The organism is Stenotrophomonas sp., from assembly GCF_032066555.1.
Classification (GTDB): Bacteria; Pseudomonadota; Gammaproteobacteria; order Xanthomonadales; family Xanthomonadaceae; genus Stenotrophomonas.
Genome location: NZ_DAMBKV010000006.1, coordinates 191,470 through 204,762, shown reverse-complemented (window position 1 = coordinate 204,762; position 13,293 = coordinate 191,470). Strand labels below are relative to the sequence as shown.

The following is a 13,293-nucleotide window of genomic DNA, read 5'->3' as shown; positions in this document are numbered from 1 at the left end:
CTCTGTGCAGGTAGCCAGCTTGGCTTCAATCGGACGCACCACCCGCTTCGCGGCTGACGCCGCTCCCACAAACGATCGGGATTGCTCTTTTGTAGGAGCGGCGTCAGCCGCGAAGTCGATAGCAATCGGTCGCCATTTGGCCTGCAACCTCTGTGCAAGTCGCCGGTTTGGCTTCAACCGGCAGCAGCTTCAGCTTCGCGGCTGACGCCGCTCCTACAAATTGCCGGCTCCACCGATGAGTGTGCCGGGCAGGCATAATCCCCGCCTGTCTTTGGGAGTCATACACATGCTGGAAACAGTGGAGCAGGAAACCGGCGCGTCGCCGGAATGGTCGGTTATCTGGCTGCACGGGCTGGGTGCCGATGGCCATGATTTCGCGCCTATCGTGCCCGAGCTGGTGCGTCCGCACTGGCCTGCGATCCGCTTTGTGTTCCCGCATGCGCCCAAGCGCCCGGTCAGCATCAACAACGGCATGCCGATGCGGGCCTGGTATGACATCGTCAGCATGGATTTCCGCAGTCGCGCCGACGCCAAGGGTGTGGCCGAATCGGTACAGCAACTCGAAGCGCTGATTGCGCGCGAGCAGGCACGTGGTATCCCGGCCAAGCGCATCATCCTGGCTGGCTTCTCGCAGGGCGGGGCGATCATCCTGTCCGCGGGCCTCAAGCGCAGTGAGCCGGTAGCCGGCCTGGTCGCCTTGTCGACCTATCTGCCGGAGGTGGACGCCGCGCCGGCACAGCTGGTGGACGGCGCAATCGCCCAGCCGATATTCATGGCCCATGGCAGCGCCGATCCGGTGATTCCGCTGCAGATTGCCGAGCACAGCGCACAGGTCCTCACCTCGCTGGGCTTTGGCGTGGAATGGCACCGCTATGCGATGGCCCACCAGGTCTGCGGCGAAGAAATCCAGGCACTGGGTGACTGGCTGCAGGCGCGCTTCGCGCAGGCTTGACGGCCGGTTGCGCGACGCTGCGCGGAGGAGGGGAGTGCCGTTGAGGCACTCCCCGTCGGCCGGGTTGGGGCCATGGCGATGACCCTGGCGCCCGCAGCGGTGATAATGCAGTGATGAGCATCCTGCGTATCGCCACCCGAAAGAGCCCGCTTGCCCTGTGGCAGAGCGAACATGTTGCCGACCGTCTGCGTGAGGCCCATCCCGGGCTGCAGGTGGAACTTGTGCCGATGAGCACGCGTGGCGATGAAATCCTGGATCGTTCGCTGGCGGCCATCGGCGGCAAGGGCCTGTTCCTCAAAGAGCTGGAAGTGGCGATGCTGCGCGGTGAGGCGGATTGCGCGGTGCACTCGCTCAAGGACGTACCGATGGCGCTGGAAGCCCCCTTCGCGCTGCCGGCGATCCTGACCCGCGCCGACTCGGCCGACGCCTTCGTGTCCAATACCTATCCATCGCTGGACGCCTTGCCACAGGGGGCGTGCGTGGGCACATCTTCGCTGCGCCGCCAGGCACAGCTGCGCGCATTGCGCCCGGATCTCATCTCGCGTGATCTGCGTGGCAACGTCAACACCCGCCTGGCCAAGCTGGATGCAGGCGAGTACGACGCCATCATCCTGGCCTGCGCTGGCCTGGAGCGTTTGGAATTGGGAGCACGCATCCGCGACCGCCTGACAGCGCCGCAATGGTTGCCAGCTCCTGCCCAGGCGGCGGTGGCGATTGAATGCCGACAGGACGACACCACCACGATTACGCTGCTCAAGGCGCTGGATGACGCATCCACCCGTAGTTGCGTGGAAGCCGAGCGGGCCATGAATCGCGCGCTGGACGGCAGCTGCCACGTGCCGGTGGCCGGTTTGGCGCAGTGGCGCGGTGAGGATCTATGGTTGCAGGGGTTGGTCGGTGGCGTGACCGACGGTCGTGCGGTGCGCGCGCAGGCGCAAGGTCCGGCGAACGATCCGGAAGCGCTGGGGCGCGAAGTGGCGCGTCAGCTGCTGGAAGGCGGTGCGGGCGAGCTGTTGCGCTGAGAGAGCGCTACCGGTAGTGCCGAGCCATGCTCGGCAAGGGCTCTATCGACAAAGCTCCAACGTAGTGCCGAGCCATGCTCGGCAGAGGCTCCACGAACCAAGCCGAAGCGCACTGCCGAGCCTTGCTCGGCATCAGACCAGCCCGGTAACGCCCCTTGCCGAGCATGGCTCGGCACTACAGTGAGGCGAATGCCGGGCATGCCCCGGCACCTGGTTACTTGAAGCTGTAGACCACGTTCATGGTGGTCAAGGTGTCGGTCTTGCGCTTGTCTTCGGCCACGTCGCTGTTGTGGCGGGCCTGCCAGCCAGCCTTCAGTGCGAAGTGCTTGTTCATGCTCACCGAGACGCCGAAGTCATTCTGCGCGAAGGTGTTGTACGAGCCGGATTCCACCAGCAACGAGTTGACCAGGTCGGTGTTCTCGGTGATGGCGAACTTCAGGTCGAACAGGCCGCGACCGATCAGGCCGGTGCGGTCCTCGTCGGTATCGGCATTGTGCGAGCGGCGCACACCCGGGCCGATCTGGGTATCCAGAATCAGGCGCTCGCCATCGATCAGGCGCGTGCCGTAACCCAGACCGAAGCTGGCCTGGCGGTCGTAAGTGGCGAAGTCATCACTTTCATAACGCACCGTAGCGGTGAGCTGGCGGTGTTCGCCCAGCTGCAGGGCGCTACCGGCGCTACCGGTGTAACGGTTGGCGGTGGTCTGGCGCTTGCGGCGGGTGCTGCCATCGTCGGCGGTTTCGGTGTACTGGGCGCTGGAGCGCAGGCCGAACAGGTCCATGTTGTGGATCCAGTCGTTGTCGGTATAGCGCAGCTTCAGGCGGCCGTTGAAGCTCTCGGTGGTGCTGTTGCCGTGGGCCGAGGCAAAGCCCAGTTCACCGCCACTGCCGCTCCAGGGGGAGGTCATGGCGGCCAGGTCGGACGCGTCATCGGCCCAGGCCAGCGGGGCGGCCAACAACAGTGGCAGCATCAGGGAAACACGCAGGGACATCAGGGGGATCTCCAAGGGAGAGACGGGAATGATTGGCATCTGGATGATACCGGATGGTCCCTGACCCCCAGGCTGACGGGGGGCGGGGCCTTCATTCGCTGTTATGTGGGGAGCGGGCCTGCTCCATTGCGGCCCGGAGTCGGACATAATCCGGGCATGGACCGCTATGAACGCATCAACGCGCTGCATCGTCTGCTCAAGTCCGCCCGCTATCCGGTCACGGTGATGCGGCTGCAGGAGGAGTTGGGCTGTTCCCGTGCCACGGTCTACCGCGACCTGGCCTTCCTGCGTGACGCGCTGATGGCGCCGGTGGAGGGCGATGGCGAGGCCGGGTTCCGCTACCTGAGTGGGGAGAGCGACCGTTTCGAGCTGCCGGGTCTGTGGCTGAGCTCGGAGGAGCTGCATGCCTTGCTGGCATCCCAGCACCTGTTGTCGCGGACCGGTGGTGGGGTGTTGTCGTCGATGCTGGCGCCGCTGCAGCAGCGCATCGAGGGCTTGTTGGCGGCGCAGGCCGGTGCCTCGCATTGGCCGGTGGAGCGGGTGCGGGTGATTCCGCACCGTGGCCGCAAGCTGGACGAGGCCAGTTTCCGCACGGTGGCTTCGGGGGTGCTGGAGCGCAAGCAGTTGTCCTTTGAGTATCGCGCGCGTTCCACGGATGAGGCGACTCGCCGCACGGTGTCACCGCAGCGCATTACCCATTACCGCGACAACTGGTACCTGGACGCCTGGGATCACAGTCGGGAGGCGGTACGCAGTTTTGCGGTGGATCGCATCCACCAGGCGCGGCTGCTCGATCAGCCGGCCCGTGATGTGGCCGATGAAGAGTTGAACGAGCAGTTGGCGGCCAGCTACGGCATCTTCTCGGGTGCGCCGAAGGGCTGGGCGACGATCGTGTTCAGTGCCAAGGCGGCGCGCTGGGTGGCTGATGAGCACTGGCATTCCAAGCAGCAGGGACGGTTCCTTGCTGACGGGCGTTATGAATTGAAGGTGCCGTACAGCGTGTCGCGCGAGCTGTTGATGGACGTGCTGCATTACGGCTCGGACGCGGAGATCGTGGAGCCGCAGTCCCTGCGCGAGCAGGCCAAGGCGTTGCTGTCGCTGGCGTTGAGTAATTACGACTGAGGAAGTGCTTTGCTCTGCTTTGCTTTCCCCTCTCCCGCCTGCGGGAGAGGGGTAGGGGTGAGGGCAGCTTCTGCTTGTTGCTGTTGCCATTGTTGTTGTTTTTCGGAGAAGCAGAGCAACGGCTATTGCTGAAGCAAAAGCAAAAGCAAAAGCTTCCCCTCACCCCAGCCCCTCTCCCGTAAACGGGAGAGGGGACAGCAAGAGCCAGAGCAACAGCAAGAGCCAGAGCAACAGCAAAGCCAAAGCAACAGCAAAGCCAAGGCAACAGCAAAGCCAAGGCCAAAGCCAAGGCAGAAGCAGAAGCCAAAGCAGAAGCCAAAGCAGAAGCACAAAAAAACAGCCGCTTTCGCGGCTGTTTCTTTCAGATCAATCCGCCATCAAACCCGGCCGAAGATCAGCGTTGCATTGGTGCCGCCAAAACCGAAGCTGTTGGACATCACCGTGTCCAACTTCGCATCCTGGGTCTTGCGCAGGATCGGGAAGCCTTCCACACGCTCGTCCAGGGTCTCGATGTTGGCCGAGCCGGCCATGAAACCGTCGCGCATCATCAGCAGGCAGTAGATCGCCTCGTGCACGCTGGCAGCACCCAGGGAGTGACCCGACAATGCCTTGGTCGACGACAGCGGCGGAACCGCATCACCGAACACCTGGCGCACTGCGCCCAGCTCGGTCACGTCGCCCAGCGGGGTCGAGGTGCCGTGGGTGTTCAGATAGTCGATCGGACGGTCCAGGCCTTCCATCGCCATCTTCATGCAACGCACGGCGCCTTCGCCCGACGGGGCGACCATGTCGGCACCATCGGACGTCACGCCGTAACCAACCAGTTCGGCGTAGATGCGCGCACCACGGGCCACGGCGTGGTCGTAGTCTTCCAGCACCAGCATGCCGGCGCCGCCTGCGATGACGAAGCCGTCGCGGTTGGCGTCGTACGGACGCGACGCGGTGGCCGGCGTCTCGTTGAAGCTGGTGGACAGTGCGCCCATGGCGTCGAACATCACGCTCATCGACCAGTGCAGGTCTTCGCCGCCGCCGGCAAACATCACGTCCTGGGCGCCGTGGCGGATCAGGTCGGCGGCAGCGCCGATGCAATGGGCCGAGGTGGCGCAGGCAGCCGACAGCGAATAGCTCAGGCCCTTGATGCTGAAGGCGGTGGCCAGGTTGGCCGACACGGTAGAGCACATCGTGCGCGGCACCATGTACGGGCCGACTTTGCGTACGCCACGGTTGCGCAGCAGATCGGCGGCTTCCACCTGCCATTCGCTGGAGCCGCCGCCGGAGCCGGCGATCAGGCCGGTACGCACGTTGCTGACCGCAGCCTCGTCCAGGCCGGCATCGGCGATGGCGTCGCGCATGGCGACATAGCTGTAGGCCGCGGCATCGCTCATGAAGCGCTTGAGCTTGCGGTCCACCTGCGCGTCCAGGTCGATCTCGACCTTGCCGCCGATCTGGCTGCGCAGGCCGGCTTCGGCGTGGTCGGGCAGGGCGACGATGCCGGGGCGGCTGTCACGCAGGGTGCTGGAGACGGTATCCAGATCGTTGCCAAGGCAGGACGTGATGCCCATGCCGGTAATGACGACACGACGCATCAGAAGCTCTCGGTAGAAGTGAACAGACCCACGCGCAGGTCCTTGGCGGTATAGATCTCGCGGCCATCAACCAGCATGCGGGCGTCGGTCTGGGCCATCACCAGCTTGCGGTTGATCACCCGCGAGACATCGATTTCGTACTGCACCAGCTTGGCGCTGGGCAGCACCTGGCCGGTGAACTTGACCTCGCCGCAGCCCAGCGCACGGCCGCGGCCTTCGGCGCCCAGCCAGGTCAGGTAGAAGCCGGTCAGCTGCCACATGGCGTCCAGGCCCAGGCAGCCCGGCATCACCGGGTCGCCGATGAAGTGGCAGCCGAAAAACCACAGGTCAGGACGGATATCCAGCTCGGCCCGGATCATGCCCTTGCCGTGTGCGCCACCGTCCTCACGGATCTCGGTGATGCGGTCGAACATCAGCATCGGGTCATTGGGAAGACGGCCTTTGTTCGGGCCGAAAAGTTCGCCACGCGCGCTGGCCAGCAGCTGGTCGCGCGAGAAAGCATGCAGACGGGTCATCCGGGGTAATCCAAAGCCATTGCGAGCCCCGGAGCATGCTGCAGCAGCTGCGTTCAATCAAATGTTTTAACTGGACGGTTGCGTATGTTAGCTGCAGATAAGCGCCGTTCGCGGGCTGTTACGGGAGGTACGAATAAGTACATTTGTGAGGACAAGTGTGCATTTAGCGACAACAGCTATCATGTTGGCGACCTTTTGAGACTGTTGCCTTGAGCCCACAACGCAAGATCATCCATGTCGACATGGACGCCTTCTATGCGTCCGTGGAGCAGCGTGATGACCCCGATTTGCGCGGACGGCCGGTGGTTGTGGCCTGGCGCGGGGCGCGTTCGGTGGTGTGCGCGGCCTCCTACGAGGCCCGCAAGTTCGGGGTGCGCTCGGCCATGCCGGCGCTGCGGGCCGAGCGGCTGTGCCCGGACGCTGTATTCGTGCCGCCGGACTTTGCCCGTTACAAGGCGGTGTCGCGGCAGATCCGCGAGATCTTCCTGCAGCACACCCCGCTGGTGGAGCCGCTGTCACTGGATGAGGCTTTCCTGGATGTCACCGAATCGCCGAGCTGTGGCGGTATCGCCACCGAGATCGCCCGCACCATCCGCGCGCAGATCCGTGAGGCCACGGGTCTGACCGCCTCGGCCGGCATCGCGCCGAACAAGTTCCTGGCCAAGGTTGCCTCGGACTGGCGCAAGCCCGATGGCCAGTTCGTGGTGCCGCCTTCCAGGGTGGAGCAGTTCCTGACGCCGTTGCCGGTAAAACGGGTGCCGGGCGTGGGCAAGGTGATGGAAGGCAAACTGTCGGCGCTGGGCATCGTCACCGTCGGTGATCTGCGTGCGCTGCCGCTTGAACAACTGCAAGCCTTGTTCGGCAGTTTTGGCGCGGGCTTGTATCGGCGCGCGCGTGGCATCGACGAGCGGCCGGTGGAGCCCGATCAACCAGTGCAGTCGATTTCTTCCGAAGATACCTTCGCCGAAGACCTGCATATGGGCGAGTTCGATGAAGCCATCACCCAGTTGGCCGAACGCACCTGGCGTGCAACCGGGCGCACCGAACGCATCGGTCATACGGTTGTGCTGAAGTTGAAGACCGCGCAGTTCCGCATTCTCACCCGTAGCTATACACCCGATACGCCACCAAGCTCGGTTGAAGACCTGCGCGATATCGCCCTGGCCTTGTGCCAGCGCGTGCAGTTGCCGGCGGATACGCGCTATCGCCTGGTTGGTGTTGGGCTGGCGGGCTTTCGCGACCGCGAAGAATTGGTGATCCAGGGTGATTTGTTCCGCGGCATCTCGTTGGATTGAGTACATCCATCACGCAGCGCGACACCGCTACAATCGCTGTTCGTTGAGATGGAGTGTGGATGCGTGGCGACTACGGCCTTGGTGTTCGATTTGGATGGCACGCTGGTGGACAGCGCAGGTGATATCGCCGAGGCAGTGAACCTCACATTGGAAGAGCTGGCGCTGCCGCGTGTCTCCGAGGCGACGGTGCGCAGCTGGATAGGCGAGGGCGTGCGCAATCTGGTGTCCACCGCTTTGGCGAACGCTGGCAGCGCATTGACGCTGGAAGAGGTTATGTCGGTTTTCATGCGGCACTACAAGGCCTGCCTGCTGCGCAGTCCGCGCCTCTACGACGGTGTGGGTGAGGCCTTGACCGCATTGCAGGCACGCGGCTTGCCGATGGCCATCTGCACCAACAAGCCGGCGGCAATGGTCGCGCCGTTGCTGCAGCATCTGGGCATTGCCGGCTTCTTTGCCCACATCATTGGTGGCGATTCCCTGCCGCAGCGCAAGCCCGCAGCGGAGCCGCTGTTGCATGTGGCAGGCTTGTTGCAGCAGCCGGTGGCGGATTGCCTGATGGTTGGTGATTCGGGCACGGATCTGGGCGCGGCCAACAATGCCGGCATGCCGATCGTGCTGGTGCGCTATGGCTATTCGCGAGATCTGGATCTGGATGCAGCCGACGCCGTGGCGGTGATCGACGATATGCGTGAGTTGGTGAGCATCGTCGCGTAGCCATTCTTGAGGATATTTTGTGGGAGCGGTGTAAGCCGCGAAGCTGGCTGCAATGAAATTGCGATGATGTCTGCAATCGGACGATCCAGTTGCTTCGCGGCTTACGCCGCTCCCACAATCTGATGGCTCTTAGTTATCAATAATCATTCTCATTTAGTGTAGAATACGGCGACCCCGCAGCCTGCCTGGCGTTTGCTTCCGGCAGCTGCATTCGATATCCGCCGTTCCTCAAGCCGTTCGCCAGAGGTTGGCTCCCCTACTGTCGAGAGGCTTGCCCATGTCCCGTCGTTCCTCGTCGCGGTTGTCCGCGCGTGTCTTGCTGTCCCGTAATCCCCTTTCTGCTGCGCTGGCGTTGAGCGCCTTGCTCGCCGGCCCGGCATTGGCCGAAGGTGCGGCGACCGCCACCGATATCGACACCGTGCACGTCACCGCCGAACAGATCGCCAAGCAGGCCTTGGGCAGCTCGGTGATCACTGCGGTCGATCTGGAACGTCTGCCACCGGCCAACGATCTGTCCGAGGTGATCCGGCGCATGCCCGGCATCAACCTGACCGGCAATACCGCGTCGGGCTCCTACGGCAATTTCCGCCAGATCGACATCCGTGGCATGGGCCCGGAAAACACCTTGATCCTGATCGATGGCCGCCCGGTCAGCTCGCGCGATTCGGTGCGCATGGGCCGCAGCGGCGAACGCAACAGCCGCGGCGACAGCAACTGGGTGCCGGCCGAAGCGGTCGAGCGCATCGAAGTGCTGCGTGGCCCGGCCGCTGCACGTTACGGCTCGGGTGCGTCCGGTGGCGTGGTCAATATCATCACCAAGAAGCCGACCGGTGACCTGACCGGCTCGCTGACCTTGTACGGCAGCCAGGCCGAGCACAGTGACGAAGGCGACAGCGAGCGTGTTGGCTTCCAGTTGTCTGGCCCGTTGAGCGAGCAGCTGTCGTTCCGCCTGTTCGGCAACGTCAACAAGACCGAGCCGGATGCCTTGTCGCTCAATGAAGAGTTTGCCACCGGCGTGACCCCGCCGGCCGGCCGCGAAGGCGTGCGCAACCGCGACATCAGCGGCTTGCTGCGCTATGACATCAACGACAACCATGTGCTGGAACTGGATGCTGCGGTCAGCCGCCAGGGCAATATCTACTCCGGCGAGCGCGGCGTCAGCAGCGACGGTTTCGAGCGTTTGAACGCGCTTTACGGTGCCGAGACCAATGTGATGCTGCGCCGTTCGTTCGGCCTGACCCATCGCGGCAGCTACGACTGGGGCACTTCGCGCATCACCGCCGCCTACGACGACACCGACAACACGCGCTTGAACGAAGGACTGGCCGGTGGCCCGGAAGGCTCGATCACCGAAGGCGCGAGCTTCTCCACGTCCGAACTGACCTCCACCCGCGTGGACGGCGAGATCAACGTGCCGCTGAACTGGGGCGGTATCGAGCAGGTGGCGACGCTGGGCTTCGAGTACCGCGACATGAAGCTGGATGATCCGTACTCGGTGACCCAGAGTTCCAGCAGCGGTGGCGGCATCCCGGGTTATGACGGCGTGCGCACCGGCAAGAGCGACCAGCAGTTCGCGGCGGTATTCGTCGAGGACAACCTGTACATCGGCGAGCGTTGGACGCTGACCCCGGGCCTGCGCTTCGATCACCATTCGCAGTTCGGCAACAACCTCAGCCCCAGCCTCAACGTGCAGTTCAAGCTGGCTGAAGACTGGGCGATCAAGGGCGGCATCGCGCGCGCGTTCAAGGCGCCGAACCTGTACCAGGCCAACCCGGATTACCTCTACTACACGCGCGGCAATGGCTGCCCGGTGCTGAACCCGAACCTGGGCTCGGGCTGCTACGTGATGGGTAACGCCAACCTCGATCCGGAAACCAGCATCAACAAGGAGATCGGCATCGAGTGGGCGCCCGACAACGGCTGGCATGCCTCGGTCACCTATTTCCACAACGACTACAAGGACAAGATCGTTGCCGGCCAGGACCGCATCGGCATCACCAATGACACCAAGGGCCAGGTATTCCAGTGGACCAATGCGCCGGAAGCCATCATCCGTGGTGTCGAAGGCAACCTGAAGGTGCCGTTGATCGGCGGTGGTGATGTGCTGTCGTGGAATACCAATGTCACCTGGATGATAGAGAACGTCGACAAGACCACCGACCAGCCGCTGTCCATCATCCCCGAGTACACCGTCAATACTTTCCTGGATTGGCAGGTCAACGCGCAGTTGTCGTTCATGCTGACCGGCACCTTCTACGGCAAGCAGGAGTCGGCGACGCAGTCCAGCACCACCGGTGCCGTGCTGCCGCCGGATACGCGCGCTGCCTATGACCTGTGGAGCCTGGGCGGCCAGTACCGGATCACGCCGAAAGTGCGCGTGGGAGGCGGCATCAACAACCTGTTCGACAAGCGTCTGTTCCGCGAAGGCACCACCAGCACCAGCGCCACCGGTGCTGGTGCTGCGACCTACAATGAGCCCGGTCGCAGCTACTGGGTGAACCTGACCGTTGGTTTCTGATCCAGGCACAGCGATGACAACGCACATGCGCACCCGCTTTCACTCATTGCTAGCCGTGGCCTCGCTGTTGTTGCTTGGCGCGCTAGCACCGATCGCAGCGGCGCAGCAACGCAATCCCGCGCAGCTGATCGGCCAGACCGTTGCTGACACCGGCTCGGCGCACTATCGCTTCGAACGCTTCGTGGTGCGCAGCGATGATGGCCAGCGCACGTGGCGGGTCAATCTGGGCATCCCTGCCGGCACCGCGCCGGCAGCGGGTTTCCCGGCGCTGTGGATGCTGGATGGCAACGGCGCGTTGATGGAATTCGACGCGCCCCTGCTGGAGGAACTGGCGCAGAAGCAGCCAACCGTGCTGGTGTTCGTCGGCTACGACAACCAGCAGCGTATCGATTCGCCTGCGCGTACCCGCGACTACACGCCGATTGCCGACCAGCCCGAAGACGGTGGCGCGGCGGTTGGCGGTGGCGCCAATGCGTTCCTGGAAGTGATAGAGCGGCGCATCCGTCCGCAACTGGCGCAGCACGTGGCTACCGATGCCAGCAAACAGGCACTGTGGGGGCATTCGCTGGGCGGGCTGTTCGTGCTGCATACGCTGTATACGCGTAGCGGTGCATTCCAGACCTATGTGCCGGCCAGCCCATCGTTGTGGTGGCAGCAGGGCGCGATGCTGGGGGCTCCCGAGCGCCAGTTCATCGGCAACAACGCTGGTCATCCGGCGCGGGTGCTGATGATGCTCGGTGGCGGTGAGCGTGATCGCGATACCAGCAACCGCGACATGAGCAATCCGCGTGTACTGGCACATCTGAAGCGCGTCTCCGGTGCGCCATCCGACGCTGCCGAGCAGTTGTCTGCGCGCCTTCGCCAGGTGCCGGGGCTGGAGGTTGAGTACCACCAGTTCGATGGCCTCGGCCATGGCCCGATGTTCCGCGCCTCGCTGATGCGCGCGCTGCATGAAATCACCGGCGTGCGCGACCGCAGCACGGAGCCGCGCTCCTGATCTGCCTGCTCCTTATCTGAGTTCGCAATCCGGGCCGACAGGCCCGGCATTCCACTACCCAGGCAGTGTCATCGCCCAGGCAGAAACCCACGATGCGCGCGACGTCGCGCAGCACCCAAGAGGTAATGCCCGATGGCAAACGTTCGTTCCACTACTGCTTCCCCCACCGCCCGCGCAGCCCGTCCGCACCTGCTCGGCCTCGCCCTGCTGTTGGCTACCGGCGCTGCGGGCGCGCAGGTGTTCGCGCAGCCGGATACCGCGTTCAATGGCAGCGTTCGCGCTACCGCGCCGGTGGTGTTGCCGGGCAGCGAAACCGGTATCGAGGGCAATGGTTTCACCCCGGGCCAGAAGGTGACCTTGCTGCGCGGTGAGACCGTGCTCAACGCGCAGCCTTTTGTCGTCAATGGCGAAGGCAAGTTCAGTGGCACGCTGGCGATTCCGGCCGATGCCGTCGCCGGCCCGCACCCGATCGTGGTGCGAGCGGCTGCGCCGGATGCCGCAGCGGTGTTCTCGCTGAAGGTCTCGCGCGAAGTGCCGCTTTCCGGCCAGGAGCGTATCCAGGCCGCCAGCAACCGTTTGGTGCAGGGCTTGTACCAGGTGGCTTACAGCCCGGCCAGCAAGGCGGCGTTCGTGACCAGCGCGGTCGGCCGCCCGCCGGTGAAGCAGTCCGAACTGCTCAAGGTGGACCCGGAAACCCTGCAGATCATCGCCCGTGTATCGCCGCAGGCAGCACCAGGCAATGACGGCAACCTGTTCGCCGTGTACGGCGTGGGCGTGGACGACGCCAACGGCAATGTGTGGGTGACCAATACCCGCCAGGACACGGTGGCGGTCTACCGCCAGTCCGACCTGTCGCTAGTCAAGCAGTACCCGGTCGGCGCGGTGTCGCATGCGCGTGACGTGGTGGTCGATGCACAGCGCAATCGCGCCTATGTCTCGGCCACCGGTGGCGACTACATCAGCGTGTTCGACACCCGCACGCTGCAGCAGCTGGACAACATCACCATTGCTTCCGGCAAGCGCGGTGAGACCTTCACCCCGGGCAGCCTGGACATCGATACGGCTACCGGCAAGGTCTACACCGTCAGCCTGGCCGCTGCGGAAGCGGCGATCATCGACGGCGCCAGCGGCAAGGTGGAGAAGGTATTCCCGCTGGCCGGCGCGCGTGATGCGATCGGCGTTGCATGGAACCCGGTCGCCAAGCGCCTGCTGGTGGTATCGCAGGGCAGCGACAACTTGCTGATCGTCGACCCGGCCACGGCCAAGGTCGAGCACGATGTCTACGTCGGCGCCGGTTCCTTGAATGTGTCCTACAGCCCGAGCACGCGCCTGGCCTATGTCAGCAACCGCGCTGCCGGCACCGTCACGGTGGTCGATGAAGACGGCAAGATCGTTGCCAACCTCGACGGCGGCACCTACCCGAACCACGTCAGCAAGGGCCCGGATGCGGTTATGTTCGCGATCAACAAGTCCAAGGGCGCCGATGACGTCAAGGGCGATCGCATCACCCGCCTGCTGCCTGTGCAGCGCTGAGTGATCCGCCGCGCTATGGGCGCGGCAAGGCGGTAGACGCGCGGGAGA

Annotated in this window: 11 protein-coding genes; 8 read left to right on the top strand and 3 right to left on the bottom strand. The window is 64.2% G+C overall.

What is annotated here, in order from left to right; genetic code table 11:
• The first annotated feature begins 286 nt into the window (after positions 1-286).
• Both RT131_RS10180 and hemC read left to right on the top strand, forming a co-directional pair.
• The gene (locus RT131_RS10180) at positions 287-952 is read left to right on the top strand and encodes an alpha/beta hydrolase (protein ID WP_313172600.1); all 666 of its coding nucleotides are present in this window, start codon (positions 287-289) and stop codon (positions 950-952) included.
• 113 nt (positions 953-1,065) lie between these two features.
• Positions 1,066-1,974: a hydroxymethylbilane synthase gene (hemC, locus tag RT131_RS10175; RefSeq protein ID WP_313172598.1), complete on the top strand. Its 909-nt coding sequence runs from the start codon at positions 1,066-1,068 to the stop codon at positions 1,972-1,974.
• Positions 1,975-2,188: 214 nt separating this feature from the next.
• On the opposite strand, the gene RT131_RS10170 is transcribed toward hemC, so the two are convergent.
• On the bottom strand, positions 2,189-2,965 hold the full coding sequence (locus RT131_RS10170) for a DUF481 domain-containing protein (RefSeq protein ID WP_313172596.1): 777 nt from the start codon (positions 2,963-2,965) through the stop codon (positions 2,189-2,191).
• A 156-nt stretch (positions 2,966-3,121) separates the two neighbouring features.
• On the opposite strand from RT131_RS10170, the gene RT131_RS10165 reads away from it, so the two are divergent.
• On the top strand, positions 3,122-4,087 hold the full coding sequence (locus tag RT131_RS10165; RefSeq protein ID WP_313172594.1) for a YafY family protein: 966 nt from the start codon (positions 3,122-3,124) through the stop codon (positions 4,085-4,087).
• A gap of 377 nt (positions 4,088-4,464) precedes the next feature.
• Here the strand turns inward: RT131_RS10165 and fabB are convergent, their stop codons facing one another.
• Entirely contained in the window at positions 4,465-5,673 is a 1,209-nt protein-coding gene (fabB, locus tag RT131_RS10160; protein ID WP_313172592.1) for a beta-ketoacyl-ACP synthase I, read from the bottom strand.
• On the bottom strand, positions 5,673-6,188 hold the full coding sequence (fabA, locus tag RT131_RS10155; protein ID WP_296251034.1) for a 3-hydroxyacyl-[acyl-carrier-protein] dehydratase FabA: 516 nt from the start codon (positions 6,186-6,188) through the stop codon (positions 5,673-5,675). Before fabA ends, fabB begins: the two co-directional genes overlap by 1 nt.
• A 209-nt stretch (positions 6,189-6,397) precedes the next feature.
• Here fabA and dinB point away from each other — a divergent pair, with 209 nt between their 5' ends.
• The 5 genes from dinB to RT131_RS10130 all read left to right on the top strand — a co-directional run bounded on the left by dinB (position 6,398) and on the right by RT131_RS10130 (position 13,245).
• Positions 6,398-7,483 (top strand): DNA polymerase IV, encoded by a 1,086-nt coding sequence (gene dinB, locus RT131_RS10150; protein WP_313172588.1) that lies wholly within the window; start codon positions 6,398-6,400, stop codon positions 7,481-7,483.
• A 63-nt stretch (positions 7,484-7,546) separates the two neighbouring features.
• Positions 7,547-8,197 carry a phosphoglycolate phosphatase gene (gph, locus tag RT131_RS10145; protein WP_313172586.1) on the top strand — a complete coding sequence of 217 codons (651 nt, stop codon included), beginning with the start codon at positions 7,547-7,549 and terminating at the stop codon, positions 8,195-8,197.
• Positions 8,198-8,498: 301 nt separating this feature from the next.
• A complete protein-coding gene (locus RT131_RS10140) occupies positions 8,499-10,715 on the top strand; it encodes a TonB-dependent siderophore receptor (RefSeq protein WP_313172672.1) in 2,217 nt (738 codons plus the stop codon).
• A gap of 25 nt (positions 10,716-10,740) precedes the next feature.
• Positions 10,741-11,712 (top strand): alpha/beta hydrolase-fold protein, encoded by a 972-nt coding sequence (locus tag RT131_RS10135; RefSeq protein ID WP_313172584.1) that lies wholly within the window; start codon positions 10,741-10,743, stop codon positions 11,710-11,712.
• Positions 11,713-11,844: 132 nt separating this feature from the next.
• Positions 11,845-13,245, top strand: a complete 1,401-nt coding sequence (locus tag RT131_RS10130) for an ATP-binding protein (RefSeq protein WP_313172582.1) — start codon at positions 11,845-11,847, stop codon at positions 13,243-13,245.
• Positions 13,246-13,293: the final 48 nt, after the last annotated feature.

Bases quoted from the DNA above. Each gene is read 5' to 3' on its own strand.
- RT131_RS10180 (WP_313172600.1), top strand. From the start codon at position 287: ATGCTGGAAACAGTGGAGCAGGAAACCGGCGCGTCGCCGGAATGGTCG.
- hemC (WP_313172598.1), top strand. From the start codon at position 1,066: ATGAGCATCCTGCGTATCGCCACCCGAAAGAGCCCGCTTGCCCTGTGG.
- RT131_RS10170 (WP_313172596.1), bottom strand. From the start codon at position 2,965: ATGTCCCTGCGTGTTTCCCTGATGCTGCCACTGTTGTTGGCCGCCCCG.
- RT131_RS10165 (WP_313172594.1), top strand. From the start codon at position 3,122: ATGGACCGCTATGAACGCATCAACGCGCTGCATCGTCTGCTCAAGTCC.
- fabB (WP_313172592.1), bottom strand. From the start codon at position 5,673: ATGCGTCGTGTCGTCATTACCGGCATGGGCATCACGTCCTGCCTTGGC.
- fabA (WP_296251034.1), bottom strand. From the start codon at position 6,188: ATGACCCGTCTGCATGCTTTCTCGCGCGACCAGCTGCTGGCCAGCGCG.
- RT131_RS10135 (WP_313172584.1), top strand. From the start codon at position 10,741: ATGCGCACCCGCTTTCACTCATTGCTAGCCGTGGCCTCGCTGTTGTTG.
- RT131_RS10130 (WP_313172582.1), top strand. From the start codon at position 11,845: ATGGCAAACGTTCGTTCCACTACTGCTTCCCCCACCGCCCGCGCAGCC.